Raw genomic sequence first — 17,130 nt, forward strand, 5'->3', positions numbered from 1 at the left:
AAGGTTTATGTATAAAAATCAACTTTTTTGTTTAAAGGTCAAACATTTTATTACATTCTTAAGACTGCATTATTCTCTTAAACGAATAAATTTTGCGGGATTTCCACCAACAATATGGTAAGGCTCAACATCTTTGGTCACCATACTATTCATCCCGACTACGGCATGTTTTCCTATTTTGATACCATCTTTAATACCCACATGCGCACCCAACCAAACGTCCTGCTCAACTTCAATTCCTTTAGAAGTGACAGGCTGTTGGTAAAGTGGACGGTCTAACTGCATCCCATGATCAAATGCATATAAATGACAATATGCTGCAATACGAACTTGGTCATGCAATTTTATGCCGGCTCGTCCACCATCTAAAATACAATGATGATTTATCGCGACCTCATTACCAATTTCAAGTGGTCCATGCAGACTACAATCTGCTGCAATAAAGCAATTATCACCAATAATAATTTTGCGTCCCGGCTCAGCAAAAATATGAGCTAACGGTGAAATAAAACAGTTTTCACCAATCTCAACAGTTTCCATATCCATCAAATAAGCTTGATATTCTTTTTGCCATTCTTCGGCCCAAGCACGATGTTTGGGTTTTAAAGTCCAATATAACCATGGCATATAGTTTAAGCGGTGCTTGTGTTGCTCACGATATTTCAACAAGGAATCAGTCATCTGTTAATTCCTCTTCAATTTTTAACTCTTCACGACCACGCGTTACGTCTCGGAGTTTCAAGGCAAGCGGTTCAATTTGATGTATTTGTAGCCTTGCTTCGATATCTACACCCGTTGCAGTGTAGGTTTCCTGATATTCAATTTGTTGTTGAGTAAGCTCATATTGAAATATCGCCCACTCATTAAAGTGACAAGAAAAGTAAATCGTTTTCTTTGCAATGAGTTCAATACGCTCAGCCAAAAGCAAACATTGTCCAGCACAGCCCCCATATGCTCTAACAAGGCCGCCTGTTCCAAGTTTTATTCCCCCATACCAGCGGTTAACCATCACAATAATATTCGTCAGGTCATTCCCTTCAACGGTTGCTAAGATTGGACGGCCTGCTGTTCCTGACGGTTCGCCGTCATCATTAAAGCGTACATTATGGCCAATTTTCCATGCCCAACATTGGTGAGTTGTAGAGATGTCTTTATTGAGTTCTAAAAATTCTTTAACTTGCTGTTCATTTTCTACTGGCGCAGCGATAGCCTGAAATCTGCTTTTTTTAATTTCTTCTTCAAATGTAATCTGTGATGCAATCGTAAAAGCCATAAATTAAATAAAGCATAATAAAAATCAAATTATAACGTGAATTTAATAGAATCAAACCCATAAAAAAGCCCCGAATCTCGGGGCTTTTTTGATTATCTTTCTCGTAACGCTTCTTTTGCTTTATTAAATGGTTTAAGTAAGTAATCCAGTACTGTTTTTTCACCCGTACGAATATCTACTGTTGCCACCATACCCGGTGTAATTCCGAATGCTTTACCTTCTTTATTATAAAGTTTGTCGGAATCAGTTCGGATATAAACACGATAATAGAATTGGTCTTGTTTTACTTCATCACGAATTGTATCTGGTGAAATAACCGTAACCTTACCTTTTAAACCACCATAAATTGAGTAGTCATAGGCAGTAATCTTAACCAGTGCTTCTTGTCCCGGACGAATAAACGCAATGTCACGCGGCAAAATACGCGCTTCAATCAGCAGCTGCTCATCAATCGGTACAATCGTCATCAATTTACCGTTTTGTGGAATAACACCACCATGGGTTGTGACTGCAATTTCTTTTACAACACCACGTACCGGTGCTTTAAACACTGCACGATCTAAACTGTCACTACGACCCAACACGATTTGTTGTTGCGTTTCACTATCCGTATTTGCTTTCGATAACTCTTCACGAGCCTTAACATAATACTGGTTCTGCGCATCGTTCATTTTGTTTCTAAGGTCGTTTGCTTCACGACGTAAACGTAAAACTTCAACTTCACTTGCCGCACCTTTAGCAACTAATGGTTCTGTCATTGCCAGCTCTTGTTGCACCAGTTGCAAAGCCTGTTTTAAACCTGAAAGTGTTTGCTCAAGATCAGCACGACGTGAACGATATAGCGCTGTTTCTTCTTGTACAAGTTTTGGTTCTTTCATCACAATTTCAGGAAAAACCAATGGCGTACCGTTTACTTCCGCACGCAAACGCGCTGCTGTCGCCTGAGCTGAAATGAGTAAAGATCTTGATTCACCCACATTAGATGCAAAACGGGTTGGATCTAATTGCGCAAGAATTTCGCCTTTTTGAACAATGTCGCCTTCTTGTACATTGAGCTTAGTTAAAATACCGCCCTCTAAAGACTGAATGACCTGTTCTTTAGATGATGGAATCACTTTACCCGTACCGGTAGAAACTTCTTCAAGTTTAAATACCCATGCCCAGATAAAGAAAATAACCAAGCCAATACCCACGATCCAAATCACTAAACTGGCACGTGGTAAAGGTGGCTCACTGTAAGAGACATTCATTGAACGGGTTAGTTGTTGTTCTTGTTGTGGTTCGCTCATGAATTACCCCCTTGCACTTGTTTTTGTTGGGCTGTTGATTGATTAAGGACCTGATCTCTTGGACCATCCATCACGATTTTGCCATCGTTCACGACAATAATACGGTCCACCAGTTCTAAAACAGCTCGGCGGTGAGTCGCAACGACCAAGGTCCGATGCGCCAGCCAACCTTTTAAATGATCAATCAGTTGTTTCTCTGCCACATCATCAATGGCTGCTGTTGGTTCGTCTAACAATAAAATGTTTGGTTGACGAATCAATAGACGAGCCAATAACAACGCTTGTTTCTGACCACCCGAGAAACCAACGCCACCCTCTAAAATCAGGTGATCTAGTCCTTCTTTTTTCTCTTGAACAAAAGGTAATGCACCTGTCACCACTAAAGCCCGAAGAATTTCTTCATCGGTTGCAAGCGGAGCACCTAAAGTAAGGTTCTCACGAATCGTACCGTAGAAAAGATACGCATTCTGGTTGAGTAACCCCATATCACGACGTACATCGGATGGGTCAATTAAAGACAGATCCAAACCATCTAAATGCACAGAACCTTGAGTTGGGACTTGCATGCCAGATAGAAGCTGAAGGAGTGTCGATTTACCCGCACCATTACGCCCCAGAATTGCAATTTTTTCGCCAGCACGAATTTTTAAATGACGGATTGCCAAACTTGGTCTTGGGTCTTCTTCTCCATATTGGAACAAAGCATTTTTTAGTTCGTAATCGCCATTTAAAGCAGCTTTATGTACCAGATGTGAACGGTCAGCCTGATCAATCGGACGTTGCATAAGCTCATCTAAACTTTGTTTTGCAACTTTCGCTTGCTGTAAACGTCCTAGAACACCTGTAATTTGTGCAATCGGACCTAACATACGTGAAGATAAAATTGAACAGGCCACTAACGCACCTGTAGTCATTTCACCATCCATTACCGCAAAACATCCCACCAAAACCACAATCGCATAGGTCAGACCTTGAAGCATTTGAGTCCATGCCATTAAGGTGCCAACGATTTTACGTTGTCTCATACCAATGTCGGCTGAAACTTCATTCATGTGGTTCCACTGGTTTTGGAAACGCGATTCAGCACGCAATAGCTTGATATCTTCAATACCTTGCACCGCTTCAACAAGAATGGCGTTACGAATTGAAGATTCTCTCATACCCTCTTGTGCGAGTTGCGCTAGCTTCTTCTGTGCCAGAATCCCCGGCAAAAGCATAAGCGGTACAACCAGCAACATCACCCAAAACAATTTCCCGCCAATAATCGCAAAGATCGTGAGGAACAAGAAAAAGAACGGGAAATCTGCAATTGCACTAATGGTGGTAGAAGTCACCAGCTCACGCACACCTTCGAGTTCACGAATCTGGGAAATAAAACTACCTGTAGACTTTGAACGGTCTTTATTTTTGATTCTTAGGGCATGACCAAATACACGGTCAGACACCCGTAAGTCCGCACGCTTACCAATAATATCGGATAAATATACCCGTGATATACGTAAGGTAAATTCGAAGAGCGCTGCAATGAGTACACCGCCTGCCAGCACCCATAAAGTTGGAATAGACTGTGAAGGAACAACACGGTCATAGACTTGCATTGAGAAAATAATGGTTGCCAGTGCCAAAATATTGGCAATCAGTGAGGCAAACATAATATCAACGTAGCGCTTCCAGTCTCTGAGTACAATTGACCAGAACCAGCTTGCTTCATACGGTTTGATATATTCGTCAATACGCGCATCAGGAATAGAAGTTTCAGGACGCAGAATATAGACATTTTTAATTGTCGTTTTTAAGACGTCCAAGCTTAAATTTTGAGAAAGGCCGTGATCTCCACTCAACTGAATACTGACATTTCCTTGAGTATCAGCTTTATCAACAACACCAACCTGTCCGTCGTTAAACTCGACCATAACAGGCAGGCGCCACGGATTCAGTACCTCTAAAGAAAAAGGTACTTTACGTAAATTTAGTCCAACCTGACGTGTAATGAGCTGCAAAACATCATCAAGGTTTTGATTCTGGTTCCAATCAAGTTGTAAACGGATTCTTTCTTCTGAAGGCTCAATTCGGTAATGTTTAGCAATCGTTAAGACCGCCTGTAACCAGGGCTGGTAGTTTATTTTTGTCATCATGGTTGTACTTCGAACCCCTGAATTGAAATATTATTTAAGTCATAAGCTTGGCGGGAACGTCCTGTTGCCGAAATGTACTGAACAATACTGTTATAGATATCGTAACGTGCCGTCTCGAGTTCTGAGTTAGCACTATGAATGGCCTGTTCTGCATTCAGTAAGTCAACCAATGAACGAGTACCAAGCTTGTACTGCTCTTGGTAAAGTTCCCGTGTACGAACTGTAGTGGCTTGGCGATTTGCTAAAACCAACATTTGACGTTGTTTATTTTCAATTTGTTCACGGCTTGTTCTAATTTGGTCCAGAACGTCCAGATAAACTGAATTGACTTTAGACTTTGCTGCTTCTTCAGCATAACTTGCCATTTTTACCTGAGAAGAAACTGCCCCACCTTGATAAAACTGACTGCTTGCTTCAAGCATGACTGAACTATATAGACCGTCATCTTTATCATTGTTTGGGTTTCTGCCATTAATGGCCTGACTCAAGGAACCTTTAACCGACAAGGTTGGGTAACGTGTTAAACGCGTCTGTTCCTTTTGTGCCTTGGCAACTTCAACACTGGCTTGAGCCGCAATCATTTTTGGGATGGTATTAAACTCAGGTTCGCCATATAAATCAGATTGTTTCACCAAATCATCTGAAATAATCCAACCCGTGCGCGAGACATCTGCACCCAGTAATGTTCTTAAATGTTGTTGGTACTGACGCAATAAAGATTGCTGTGCAATTAAACCAGACTGGGCAGCTTGCAAATAAGACTGAGCTTGAATCGGGTCAGCCTGACTACTAATACCCGCATTTGCACGTAAATTAGCGATTTCCTGAATTCGCTGAATACCCGCAATTTGCTGCTCGGCAATTTTATTTAATTGAAGATAGCGCTGAATATTGATGATCGACTGTGCAACATCAAGTGCAATATCATCAATGCTGACCAGAACATTGGCCTGCTCGACTTGAACCTTGGCTTGCTCAACATCTACACCTGATTTAACTTTACCAAAATCATAGAGCATTTGAGTCGCATTTAAGGTCAATAACTGCCTACCACGCTCACCACTAGTCAAGTCACCTGTAGTGATACCACCTGAAAGCTGTGGATAATAACCAGCCTTGGCATAATCAATACCAGCATTTTGGCCAGCTAAAGTAGAAATGGCTTGAGAAATATCAGGGTTACGCTGGATCGCGATTTTCACCGCTTCCTGCAACGTCATTTTGCTTGATGGCAAACTTGAATAAGATCCAGCCGATCGATCATTGAGTTGAACAGTCGGAAACTCCTGAACTCTAGAACGATCTAACTTAAAATTACTCAGCTCTTGCATCTTGGCAACTTTAAATTCATCACTACTTTTTGGGGCAAAAAGTTGTGATAAGTTGTCTTTTAAGGTGTGATATTGCTCACTTGGTTTAGCAGCATATATCACCACAGGTACATGCAATGAAGTTAAAAGCATCAACCCTTTCAGGAAAGCCGGCTTTTTACATGTCCTTGTTACTCTTCTCTGGTTATATCCAATCATGCTTGTCTTGTTGATCTTGTTTGTTATCGTTTAAAAGCTTTTACATTCTACATATTTTTTTGCATAAAGAAGCATAATTGCAGGAATAATTCACACATTATAGTTCTATTAAATGAATAAGTTAAATCATTGTTTTTAAAAACTAAATATAAAAAAACTAAAAAGAGGCATTGACCTCTTTTTAGACAAATAGATTAACTTTGTTATTTAAACTGTAAAATCGTCACCTAAGTAGACTTTACGGACTTGCTCGTTATCCAGAATTTCTTGTGGTGTACCTTCTGCAATTACAGCCCCTTCACTCACAATATATGCACGTTCACAAATTGCTAAAGTTTCACGTACGTTATGGTCAGTAATGAGTACACCGATACCACGATCCTTCAAAGTCTGGATAATATCTTTAATATCTCCAACCGAGATTGGGTCAACGCCGGCAAATGGTTCATCAAGCAACATAAATTTAGGATCAGCAGCCAATGCACGTGCAATTTCAGCACGGCGGCGTTCACCACCAGACACGCTCATTCCTAATGAATCTTTAATATGACTAATTTTAAAGTCATTTAATAATTCAGTAAGACGTTGCTGGCGTTGTTGCTTATTTAAGTCCTTACGTGTTTCTAAAATGGACATAATATTTTCAGCAATAGTCAGCTTTCTAAAAATAGAAGCCTCTTGCGGAAGATATCCAATGCCCTTACGTGCCCGTTCATGCATTGCCAAGTCAGACATATCAAGATCATCAAGGTGAATTTCACCTTTGTCCATACGCACTAGCCCTACAACCATATAGAAGCTTGTTGTTTTTCCTGCACCGTTAGGGCCAAGCAAACCAACAATCTGTCCACTTTGCATACTAAAAGATACGTCTTTGACGACCCAACGCTTACTATAGTTTTTTCCTAAGTGCTTAATACACAAAGTTTGGGGTTGTTGAAGAGCTTGTTGCATTAGTCACGCGCTCCTGGAAAGCTTTTTGAACTTGATGGTGGAATAATAATCTGCACACGATTTGATGATGAACCTTGAGCTTCAACATCACCTTTGTTCATACTATATTTCAATGAGTTACCACGAATACTAGAACCATCTTGATATAAATATGCACCACCATTCAATGTAATAATGCCCGTATCTGCATTATAAACAATGGTCTGTCCTTCACCGCGTGCCACGCCCTTATCAGCACTTATTTGTTGCTGAAACTTAGATGGTCGACCTTTAGCAGTAATGGTTTGGATTTCACGCTTAGAGTTTAGCGTAGCAACAATCGAATCGGCTTGAAGCTTCATCGTACCTTGCTCAATCACGACGTTACCTGTGTAAGTCGTTAAACCAGTTTTTTCGTTATAAGTTGCACGGTCTGCCACGAGTGAAATTTGTTGATTACGGTCAGACGGCAACGCAAAAGTCGAAGCTGATGATAAAGCAACGAATGTAATAACCGCAGCTTGTTTTAGGAAAGCTGAAGAACGTTTTAAATTAAGACTTTGGTGCATACTTTCCTCGAATATTAAAAAATTCGTACTGACCGTTGTTCAAATTGGCTTTTAATCCTTTGCTAACAAAGTCGGCTTGTGGAGACTGTACAATCACTTGATGATCCGTTTCAATCTCTCTGGTTTTTGGATAACCAGTTAACTCATCGGTTTTGAATTCAATTTTCCCTTGTGGAGCAAGTTTAGTTGCGACCACATTACCCGATAATATAACTTTACGATTATCATCATAGCCATTTGCCTGTTTCGCAAAGAACGTCGCATCAACCTTGCCATCTTTATACATAGAGGCATTAAGTTGATCCAACTTTGATGTTTTTTGTTGCATATCCTGTTCAAGCTGACGAACTTCAGCACGAATATACAAATTGCCTTGATCATCAGTTTGAGTCAAATGGACGCCCTGCGCCGAATATGTCATATTCTTCGCAGAACCAATGTCTAGTTTTTTTGCTTTGCCACTATAGTAGTAATAACCACCACTTATAGCAGCAATAACTACAGCAACAATAGATAAAACTCTGGTATCCATGAGCAGGAATAGCCTACCTTTTTAAGTAATCTTATTATTAATGCGGTACTGCAAGATATTTTTCAAGAAGTTCTTGGTAAATGCCTTTTGCGATCAGCAACATATCACAGACTTCACGTACAGCACCACGTCCGCCCATCGACTGGGTAACCAAATGCGCACGGCGACGCACTTCTTCATGACCATTTGGCACGGTAACGCTCATTCCTGCGATTGCAAAAGCAGATAAATCAGGCCAGTCATCGCCCATATACAAGCAATCGGAAGGCAAAATATTAAACTGTGCACAAGCTTCACGTAACGCAGAACCTTTGTCTTCACGACCTTGAAAAACGAGATCTACGCCTAAATCAGACATACGCTTTTCAACAATATTACTTTTTCGGCCTGTAATAATGATGACTTTCATGCCTGCTTGCTGCACAAGTTTCATGCCTAAACCATCACGAATATCGAATGATTTAATCTCATCGCCACTATTGGTTAAAGTTACAAAGCCATCACTCAAAATACCATCGACATCCAGAACCAATGCCTGTAAGTGACGTGCTTGTTCTAACAATGCATAAGATGCCATTGATTAATTTACCCCTGCCTGAATAAGGTCATGCATACTAATTACACCAATCACTTTATTTTGGTCATCAACCACAACAAATTGACTGATTTTTTTCAGGTTAAGCTGTTGTAGAGCTTCTACCGCACGTGCTTCTTGAGAAATAGTTGACGGTTTTTTTGTCATTACTTCAGAAACAGGTAAATTCACATCGAAACCTTGCTGTTTATCAATTAAACGACGCAAGTCACCATCGGTGAAAATACCAAGTAAATGTTCCTGTTCATCTACAATCGTGGTCAAGCCTAAACGCTTATTAGAAATTTCGTAAAGCACTTGATTCATTGGCGTATTTGGTGAAACTTTTGGCAATTCATCGCCTGTATGCATCAGGTGTTTTACATGTAAAAGTAAACGCTTACCCAATGCTCCAGCAGGATGCGAGCGAGCAAAATCATCTGCAGTAAAACCACGCGCTTCAAGTAAAGCAACCGCCAGCGCATCACCCAATACTAAAGTTGCGGTCGTGCTCGATGTCGGAGCTAAACCTAGTGGGCACGCTTCATCAGACTCGCCTAAAGTTAAAGCGATGTCGGCATTTTGAGGCATTGGCCCTTTATCAGTACGGCTAATGGTAATAAGAGGTACACCAAGATGTTTGATGAGCGGCATCAACATCATGATTTCATCACTTTTTCCAGAATTGGAAATCGCAATTAAAACGTCACCACGAACCAGCATCCCCAAATCGCCATGCCCAGCTTCGCCCGGATGCATAAAGAAAGATGGTGTACCAGTTGAAGCAAAAGTCGCAGCCATTTTACGGCCAATATGCCCTGACTTACCCATGCCAGTAATCACAACACGGCCTTTACACTGTAACAATATTTCACAAGCCTGATTAAAACTGTCATTAATTTGTGTTGCTAACACGTCTAGGGCTTGCTGCTCAATACGCAAGGTTGCTAATGCGCTGCTTTGAAAATCTGTAGGATTGGGCATACGAGTTTGACTCAAAATAATTGATCTGATCTCTTATGAAGATCGGTGATTTTAATCAAAAGATTTGGGGGCATTCTAACATAACTCAATCATCTACACGTTTTTAAATGTATAAGATTTCACAAGCTTATAAAATTCTTGCATAAACCTTTGTGAAAAATGATGCATCAGTTATGATGTAACACTGTTTTTGTTGAGTGTTTGAAAACCCTTATGCAACCGTTTGTTTTATATAACTCTGAGCAACGAAAAAAAGTTGAATTTGTACCTCGCAAAGAAGGTCACATCGATATGTACGTCTGCGGTATGACCGTTTACGATTACTGTCATATCGGGCATGCTCGAGTTATGGTTGCATTTGACTACATTATTCGTTTCTTGCGTAGCCAAGGCTGGAATGTTCGCTATATTCGCAACATTACCGACATTGACGACAAAATCATTAAACGCGCGAATGAAAATGGTGAAACCATTCAGCAGCTTACTACTCGTTTCATTGATGCAATGAACGAAGATGCAGCTAACTTAGGCTGTGCTGCACCTGATGAAGCACCTAAAGCGACTGAATATATTGATCAGATGCAAAATATGATTGGCAATCTGGTCAATAAAGGTTCTGCTTACCCTGCTGCAAATGGCGATGTTTATTTTGAAGTTACCAAATTTGAAAAATATGGTCGCCTCTCTGGCCGTAAGCTTGATGACATGCAAGCTGGTGCGAGTGAGCGTGTTGACGTAGAAGTTGAAAAGAAACATCCGTTTGACTTTGTACTTTGGAAACATGCTAAAGAAAATGAACCATCTTGGGCGTCACCTTGGGGCAATGGCCGTCCGGGTTGGCACATTGAATGTTCTGCAATGTCGACTTGCTGCCTAGGCAATCACTTTGACATTCATGGTGGTGGTTCAGATTTAATGTTCCCACACCATGAAAATGAAATTGCGCAAAGTGAAGCTTCAACTGGCGAACAATATGTAAACTACTGGATGCATGTTGGATTCATTAACGTTGATGGTGAAAAGATGTCTAAGTCTTTAGGCAACTTCTTTACTATTCGTGACGTGATGGAGAAGTTCCACCCTGAAGTGATTCGCTACTTTATTGTGTCTTCACACTATCGTAGTCCTGTGAACTTCTCTGATGTGGCACTTAAAGAAGCAAAAACTTCTTTAACTCGTTTCTATCACTCATTTAAAGCTTACCAACAAGTATATGGTCAAACGACAACTGAAACGCTTGATCAAAGCTTTATTGAACGCTTTAACAATGCAATGTGTGATGACTTCAATACTGCCGAAGCAATGGCGGTATTGTTTGAACTGAACAAAGAATTGAACCGTGCTGTAAAAGAAGAGCAAGCTGACCAAGCAACTGTGCTTTATTCGACATTACGTCACCTCACCAACATTTTAGGTTTGGTACAACACAATGTAGATGATTTCTTAAAATCAGATATTGGACAAGAAGCGCTTACTTTGTCTGATGCTGAAATTGAAGATTTTATTCAACAACGTGTAGATGCGAAAAAAGCAAAAGACTTTGCTAAAGCAGATGGTATTCGTCAGTCTTTGCTCGACCAAGGTGTTGTATTAGAAGATACGCGTCAAGGTACAGTTTGGCGTCGTGCTGATTAAATGTTCAATTAAATCACAAGAGTGTTGACACTTTAGTGAAACACTCTATAATGTGCTCACATTGCGGGAATAGCTCAGTTGGTAGAGCATAACCTTGCCAAGGTTGGGGTCGCGAGTTCGAGTCTCGTTTCCCGCTCCAAAATTTAAAAACCACTTAATTCGAAAGAGTTAGGTGGTTTTTTATTGGCTATTAATTAGCTTTGATTAATTAAAAAATATGTGCGACATTTCACTTAACTTGTGGATACATCAAATTCATAAAATTATAAGCATTTGTAAAACCATCAAGATAAATAGTCTCCTCATATGTATCACCAAATTCATGGAATCTAGTCCTCATTATTTCTCCTCTCTTCATCTGTTCTATGATATTGGCAGCTTGTGAACCGATAAAAATAGATGTAGTTTTTAAAGGAGTATTTTTATCAACTCTTACATAGTGATCGATTAAAGGATTAAGCTTATCTGGCTCATTACTTACTGAAAAAACTAAGCCATGTTTGGCAGATTTTAAGATCATAATTGCATATTTTGTTATCGAACAATTTCTGATAGCTGTTATTTGATCTATATAGCAAACAACTTTCCAGCCGTCGCCAAAAGGATCATCTTCACCAGCAACTGGAAATACAGCCACTATTTCTTTCTGACTTAAAGTTCTATACATGTAATTTCCATCAGGAAATTCTTTTATCTCAAAATACTCATTTTTCTCAGTATCTTTCTTAATAATTGAATCCCCATATGCTGGCAACATCCCCAGTTTTTTCAGTTCACTTCTTGACACATCTTCAAATTCAGTTTTTCTCTGCTTATCTTCTAGCTTCTCTCTTAAAGTTGTCGACTCTGAATTGGCTGGATGAGTATATGAACCTTCCGAAAGTGTTTTACTTAAATTACTCAGCCTATCCCAATCCTCAGCATAAGAGTTTGAAAAATAAAAAATGCATAATAGACCAAATATTAAATTTATTCTTTTCATGAAATTACCTATATTTCTTAATAATATTTAATAAGTGGTTAATAAAGGCACAATAAAAACTACCCAAGGGTAGTTTTTATTTTTTACTTTTGAACATATTCTGGAAATTCTTTTAGAATAGATTTACAGGTAAGTTCTTTTCCTTCTTCTCTAACATGGCGATCATATTCCATCAAACCGAATTTAAGTACTTCCATTCCATATTCCTCTCCAAGCTCATGCTTAAAACATTTTTTAGTCTCTGAAATCATTTCTTTATTATACTTGCTATATCCACATTCAACTTGTGCTCTCGTAAGCAATCCATGAACAGCAACTATCTGCTCGCAATAGGTAGGTTGTTCACCATTTTTAGGTGCTAAAGCATATACAGATGACGTATTTAAAATTACTAAACCCAATAAAATAATTTTATTCATAATAATTATCCCTTTAATAATGAGTAGAATTTAATAGTTCAGATAATAAAAAAATATCAATAGACGATTTCCCATTTTACTTTCTTTGTTCAAGTAATGTTTGATGAGTAACTCTCCATCCCGAATATCCTTCTCGCTCTACCGTATACTTAAATTTATTAGCAGGAAAATTACTACCTCCATCTACTCCACCGTACTTACTATCTGCATGGTCCCAACTTATAACTTCAAATTTATTAGCATTAATTTTTTTGATTGATTCAATGTATCCATAATTGATATCAACATTCTGACCAAAAGCAAAATCAGTTTGAATAGTATAAGGCTTCCAGTCCCCTCCATGTCTGGCAACTTCTGTAACGAAGCTAGAGATTGTTCCTGACCCACCTAAACACCCCATATCTCCTACCCATAAAACAAAAAACACATATTCATTATTATTTTTATCGTAATTAACGGTAGTTACATCTTTAATAGTGGTTGGTCGTCCATTTTCTGGATTTTTCTCAAAAGAACTCATACAAGAAACTAGCCCAGAATATTGCTTTACCATATTAAAAGCATTTTGTTTATCTTCGATTTCAGTTGAAGCATTAATGAAAGGTGATAAGACTAATATACCACCTAATAAAATTATTTTTTTCATGAAATTACCCTTTATTACTAATGGTCAAAATCTAACATTTAAGATATTAAAAAACCACCTCGAAAGGTGGTTTCTTCTTTAATCACTTAGATTAAAAGTGGCTGCATTTTTTGTTTTAACTCTTCAACTTTATATTTTGCTTTCGGTTTAAGTTGCTTACCAACCAAACATAAAGTCCTTCCAGCTTTAGAAGCAATGTCTGTTAAAGTCTCAAGATCCAATGTAGCTCGATTAAATTGATCTATTAAATGGAAAGCTGATTGCCTTAATACTTTCTCACAGTTAATAAAGTAACGGCGTGCAATTCGCCCCTGCTCATTGTTTTCTACCATTGATAGCTCTTTGGCAACGTCCAGTGTTAATAAATACTCCTGATAAGCCTTTCTACTATAGGGTCTTTCGCCTTTTACCGAAAAAACAATATAGTCTTCATTTTCAACAAATCGATAAGTTTTGATTCGCCTTTTTATCCAGTCAGCAAAATGATCTTCACTTTTCAGCCATTGATGTAAAGTGCGGGCATCAACACAAGGTTGAATCTCTCCACCAATTTTGGCGTCCACAACTGGAATTAAAGAATTGTGTAATGTTTGGGGTTTGTGCATATGCAAGACCTCTAAAAAGAGTTCAGCCAAGCTACAAATAAAGAGAAATAGAAATAAAGATAAATTTTCATACTACCAAATATTAATCCGCAACAATCTACCTCACCAAGACATTATGTTTAGTGAAATAAACTGGAGGTTTCCCAAAGTAAACAAAATGTTTACTTGTTTAAACCAGTGGTCTAATATTTACTAAGTTAAGTTAGTTTTTAATCTTTACATCTAAGTTCTCTTAGTTTGTGCCCTCGGACGGCGATTAAAAATTAAGGTTTCTCGTAATTGCCGTTACGAGATACCACCTGAACCACGAAAAAGATCAAGTATTGCCGTACTTGGTCTTTTTTCTTTTGAAAAAGCGAGATAAATAGCCACGCTAATCATTGAATTGGTTCTATCTTTTTACTTTATAAGAGTTTTGCTTAAATGACTACCTCTTTACCTAACAACTACGACAGATTGCGTCATAAAATTATTCACATTTAGATAATACTGTTATCTACTAAATATAAATTTACCCTCTTTGCGAAGATTAATTTTAATTTGCTTAGCTTTCGCTAGATTTGTCCGTATTAATCTGTATTAGTCCGTAATAGTCTGTTGATTTGATGAATTTTCCAATAAATTAATTAAGATTAAGAACCTTGTTATCATTTATAAGTGAATAATTAATTATATTTTTGAATTTTTTAGTTACAAAATTATCACTATTTTGAGCTTCATTTCCTACTCTAAAATTGAAAAAAACCACCTAGTTTAAAAAATTAGATGGCTTTCGGTGTTAGTTAGTTAAACTTTCACTAACACCTTCACATACTTTTAGCCAATTCTTTTGCTAAACATTGTTCATGCCAAGTGGTTTGAAAATTTTCGACAGCTTTTGACTTAATGAGAGGATCTTCAAATAATTTTGAAGAATATGCAGATTTGATAAGCTCTTGATAAAGTTGTTTGGCTTGTTGCTCTTCAAGATGATCGGCGATGTCGTGTAACTCTTTAGCTGGCACTTCATGTTGTCTAGCATCCATCACCCCACTCGCTGCTTTCTTCACGGTTTCACAGTAATGAAGTTCCATTGCTTCTGATGCTGCATAACATTGAATTGAAATTGCGCTGATAAAGAGGAATATAAATCTCATAATCTCACCTTAATTTGACGCGCAAGGGTACCAACTAATCTGCCCAAATTTAAGTTAAAAAAGGTTATTTTTGTTTTGTCTTATTTTATTTGACCTTTTGCACTTGAGTATTAGAAGCTTTCAGCACTGTTCCATCTGCCGCGACTGGCGTCATAAATGGAATTTGTTGTCCTGTCGTTTTATCAATTAACAGAGAATGATGCTCACCACTTTCAAAAAGGTTGTGCTCTCCCCATTGTCGCAGAGCCACAATCACAGGAAATAAACTCTCCCCTTTAGCCGTCAATACATACTCCTGATAAGCCGTGCCATCCGAAGCGTCTTGCATTTCAAGAACACCGACATCTACTAATTTTTTAAGTCGGTCAGAAAGAATATTTCGCGCAACACCTAAGCTGCGCTGAAAATCTCCAAAACGGCGCATTCCATCAAAAGCATCCCGCACAATAAGTAATGACCAGCGGTCTCCTATCAGGTTGACGCAACGTGCAACAGGACAAGGTTCATCTTTTAACAATGTAGAGTTCGCCATCGAGTTTCCTTACCAATCATCAGTAACAAGTCATCTAGTTGCATTTTAAAACTAGCAGACTTAATATTCAACTAGTTGCATTTTAAAACCAAATTGAGTGAGTTTAGAGCCATGAAAGCTTCTCTTGCATCATCAACTTCACACACCAAAAGTGATAAACCGCTTTCAAGCATGCCTCGTGGCGTAATATTGCTGTTTGCTATTGCAAGTGGTGCAAGCGTAGCAAATGTCTATTATGCACAGCCTTTGCTCGACATATTGGCCAAGGACTTTAACGTTAGTCATGCTGCCATTGGGGGGGTAGTTACAGCCACTCAAATAGGTTGTGCCCTTGCCCTCGTGTTTTTAGTGCCGTTGGGTGATCTTGTAAATCGACGTCGATTAATGGCCCTACAGTTACTGGCTTTGATCTCGGCATTACTCGTGGTTGCCTTTGCTCATTCTACAATTGTTCTTTTAGCAGGAATGCTTGCTGTGGGCTTACTCGGCACAGCCATGACTCAAGGGCTTATTGCTTATGCTGCAAGTGCCGCTCTCCCACATGAGCAAGGACATGTGGTCGGTACTGCACAAAGTGGTGTATTCATTGGTTTACTGCTTGCCCGTGTGTTTTCAGGAGGAATTAGCGATATAGCGGGCTGGCGTGGCGTCTACTTTTGTGCAGCCATCATCATGCTCATGATTGCGTTACCACTTTGGAAACGTCTGCCTCATTTAGAGGTTCAGCCCGCTACCATGCGTTACTCGCAACTTTTAGCATCGATGTTAAAACTGCTTCGCCAAGAAAAAGTGCTACAAGTACGCGGTGTTTTAGCTTTACTCATGTTCGCCGCATTCAATATTTTTTGGAGTGCACTGGTACTACCGTTGAGTGAACCGCCTTACAGTTTCTCGCATACTGTTATTGGGTCTTTTGGACTCGTTGGAGTAGTTGGTGCTCTAGCTGCTGCACGTGCGGGTTATTGGGCCGACCGCGGATATGCTCAGCGTACAAGCTTAGCAGCACTCGTAATATTACTGCTTGCTTGGGGACCACTCTCATTCATGGCTTATTCGCTCTGGGCGCTGGTGATTGGCATCGTATTGCTAGACTTAGGCGGACAAGCCTTACATGTCACCAACCAGAGTATGATTTTTCGCACTCGTCCAGAAGCGCATAGCCGGCTTGTTGGTCTATACATGCTGTTTTATGCAATCGGTAGTGGACTAGGTGCAATCAGTACAACAGTCACTTACGCCTATGCTGGATGGTTTGGCGTATGTGCACTCGGTGCAGGTGTTAGCCTTCTGGCATTATTATTTTGGTGGATAACCCGTAAAGTCTCTTAAAAATGCCTACTCTCAAATAAAAAAACCA

At 39.2% G+C, this 17,130-nt stretch carries 18 protein-coding genes and 1 tRNA gene; 3 read left to right on the forward strand and 16 right to left on the reverse strand.

Annotation, left to right across the window (positions count from 1 at the left end; all coding sequences use genetic code 11):
- Positions 1-69 precede the first annotated feature (69 nt).
- From MJX77_RS18100 to MJX77_RS18145, 10 genes are all read right to left on the reverse strand, one after another.
- Positions 70-681: an acyltransferase gene (locus MJX77_RS18100; RefSeq protein ID WP_005303760.1), complete on the reverse strand. Its 612-nt coding sequence runs from the start codon at positions 679-681 to the stop codon at positions 70-72.
- The gene (locus MJX77_RS18105) at positions 674-1,273 is read right to left on the reverse strand and encodes an IMPACT family protein (protein ID WP_252060051.1); all 600 of its coding nucleotides are present in this window, start codon (positions 1,271-1,273) and stop codon (positions 674-676) included. The genes MJX77_RS18100 and MJX77_RS18105 overlap by 8 nt, the downstream gene beginning before the upstream one ends.
- 92 nt (positions 1,274-1,365) lie before the next feature.
- Positions 1,366-2,562, reverse strand: coding sequence for a beta-barrel domain-containing protein (locus MJX77_RS18110; RefSeq protein ID WP_005303758.1), 1,197 nt, complete (start codon positions 2,560-2,562; stop codon positions 1,366-1,368).
- Entirely contained in the window at positions 2,559-4,697 is a 2,139-nt protein-coding gene (locus tag MJX77_RS18115; RefSeq protein ID WP_013198416.1) for a type I secretion system permease/ATPase, read from the reverse strand. Before MJX77_RS18115 ends, MJX77_RS18110 begins: the two co-directional genes overlap by 4 nt.
- On the reverse strand, positions 4,694-6,160 hold the full coding sequence (locus MJX77_RS18120; protein WP_013198417.1) for a TolC family outer membrane protein: 1,467 nt from the start codon (positions 6,158-6,160) through the stop codon (positions 4,694-4,696). The genes MJX77_RS18115 and MJX77_RS18120 overlap by 4 nt, the downstream gene beginning before the upstream one ends.
- 273 nt (positions 6,161-6,433) lie before the next feature.
- Positions 6,434-7,180: an LPS export ABC transporter ATP-binding protein gene (lptB, locus tag MJX77_RS18125; RefSeq protein ID WP_003650837.1), complete on the reverse strand. Its 747-nt coding sequence runs from the start codon at positions 7,178-7,180 to the stop codon at positions 6,434-6,436.
- Positions 7,180-7,728, reverse strand: coding sequence for a lipopolysaccharide transport periplasmic protein LptA (gene lptA, locus MJX77_RS18130; RefSeq protein WP_013198418.1), 549 nt, complete (start codon positions 7,726-7,728; stop codon positions 7,180-7,182). The genes lptB and lptA overlap by 1 nt, the downstream gene beginning before the upstream one ends.
- Positions 7,712-8,260 (reverse strand): LPS export ABC transporter periplasmic protein LptC, encoded by a 549-nt coding sequence (gene lptC / locus MJX77_RS18135; RefSeq protein WP_252060055.1) that lies wholly within the window; start codon positions 8,258-8,260, stop codon positions 7,712-7,714. The genes lptA and lptC overlap by 17 nt, the downstream gene beginning before the upstream one ends.
- 37 nt (positions 8,261-8,297) lie before the next feature.
- Entirely contained in the window at positions 8,298-8,837 is a 540-nt protein-coding gene (locus tag MJX77_RS18140; protein WP_004793423.1) for a KdsC family phosphatase, read from the reverse strand.
- Between the two features lie 3 nt (positions 8,838-8,840).
- Positions 8,841-9,818, reverse strand: a complete 978-nt coding sequence (locus tag MJX77_RS18145) for a KpsF/GutQ family sugar-phosphate isomerase (protein ID WP_252060057.1) — start codon at positions 9,816-9,818, stop codon at positions 8,841-8,843.
- A 213-nt stretch (positions 9,819-10,031) separates the two neighbouring features.
- Between MJX77_RS18145 and cysS the strand changes: the two genes are divergently transcribed.
- Together cysS and MJX77_RS18155 are read left to right on the forward strand one after the other, a co-directional pair.
- Positions 10,032-11,453, forward strand: coding sequence for a cysteine--tRNA ligase (gene cysS, locus MJX77_RS18150; RefSeq protein ID WP_111854818.1), 1,422 nt, complete (start codon positions 10,032-10,034; stop codon positions 11,451-11,453).
- Positions 11,454-11,516: 63 nt separating this feature from the next.
- Positions 11,517-11,592: transfer RNA gene (locus MJX77_RS18155), tRNA-Gly, on the forward strand.
- Positions 11,593-11,682: 90 nt separating this feature from the next.
- Here MJX77_RS18155 and MJX77_RS18160 read toward each other — a convergent pair.
- The 6 genes from MJX77_RS18160 to MJX77_RS18185 form a co-directional block, all read right to left on the reverse strand.
- Positions 11,683-12,435: a hypothetical protein gene (locus MJX77_RS18160; protein ID WP_174745241.1), complete on the reverse strand. Its 753-nt coding sequence runs from the start codon at positions 12,433-12,435 to the stop codon at positions 11,683-11,685.
- An 83-nt stretch (positions 12,436-12,518) separates the two neighbouring features.
- Positions 12,519-12,854 carry a hypothetical protein gene (locus MJX77_RS18165; RefSeq protein WP_163119961.1) on the reverse strand — a complete coding sequence of 112 codons (336 nt, stop codon included), beginning with the start codon at positions 12,852-12,854 and terminating at the stop codon, positions 12,519-12,521.
- Positions 12,855-12,930: 76 nt separating this feature from the next.
- A complete protein-coding gene (locus MJX77_RS18170) occupies positions 12,931-13,500 on the reverse strand; it encodes a hypothetical protein (protein WP_252060059.1) in 570 nt (189 codons plus the stop codon).
- 86 nt (positions 13,501-13,586) lie between these two features.
- Positions 13,587-14,105 (reverse strand): antA/AntB antirepressor family protein, encoded by a 519-nt coding sequence (locus MJX77_RS18175; RefSeq protein ID WP_252060060.1) that lies wholly within the window; start codon positions 14,103-14,105, stop codon positions 13,587-13,589.
- Positions 14,106-14,911: 806 nt separating this feature from the next.
- A complete protein-coding gene (locus MJX77_RS18180) occupies positions 14,912-15,241 on the reverse strand; it encodes a hypothetical protein (RefSeq protein ID WP_252060062.1) in 330 nt (109 codons plus the stop codon).
- Positions 15,242-15,326: 85 nt separating this feature from the next.
- Positions 15,327-15,773 carry a winged helix-turn-helix transcriptional regulator gene (locus MJX77_RS18185; RefSeq protein ID WP_252060064.1) on the reverse strand — a complete coding sequence of 149 codons (447 nt, stop codon included), beginning with the start codon at positions 15,771-15,773 and terminating at the stop codon, positions 15,327-15,329.
- Positions 15,774-15,884: 111 nt separating this feature from the next.
- Here MJX77_RS18185 and MJX77_RS18190 point away from each other — a divergent pair, with 111 nt between their 5' ends.
- Positions 15,885-17,102 carry an MFS transporter gene (locus MJX77_RS18190; protein ID WP_252060066.1) on the forward strand — a complete coding sequence of 406 codons (1,218 nt, stop codon included), beginning with the start codon at positions 15,885-15,887 and terminating at the stop codon, positions 17,100-17,102.
- Positions 17,103-17,130: the final 28 nt, after the last annotated feature.

This window comes from Acinetobacter sp. AHP123, assembly GCF_023757925.1.
Lineage (GTDB): Bacteria > Pseudomonadota > Gammaproteobacteria > Pseudomonadales > Moraxellaceae > Acinetobacter > Acinetobacter oleivorans.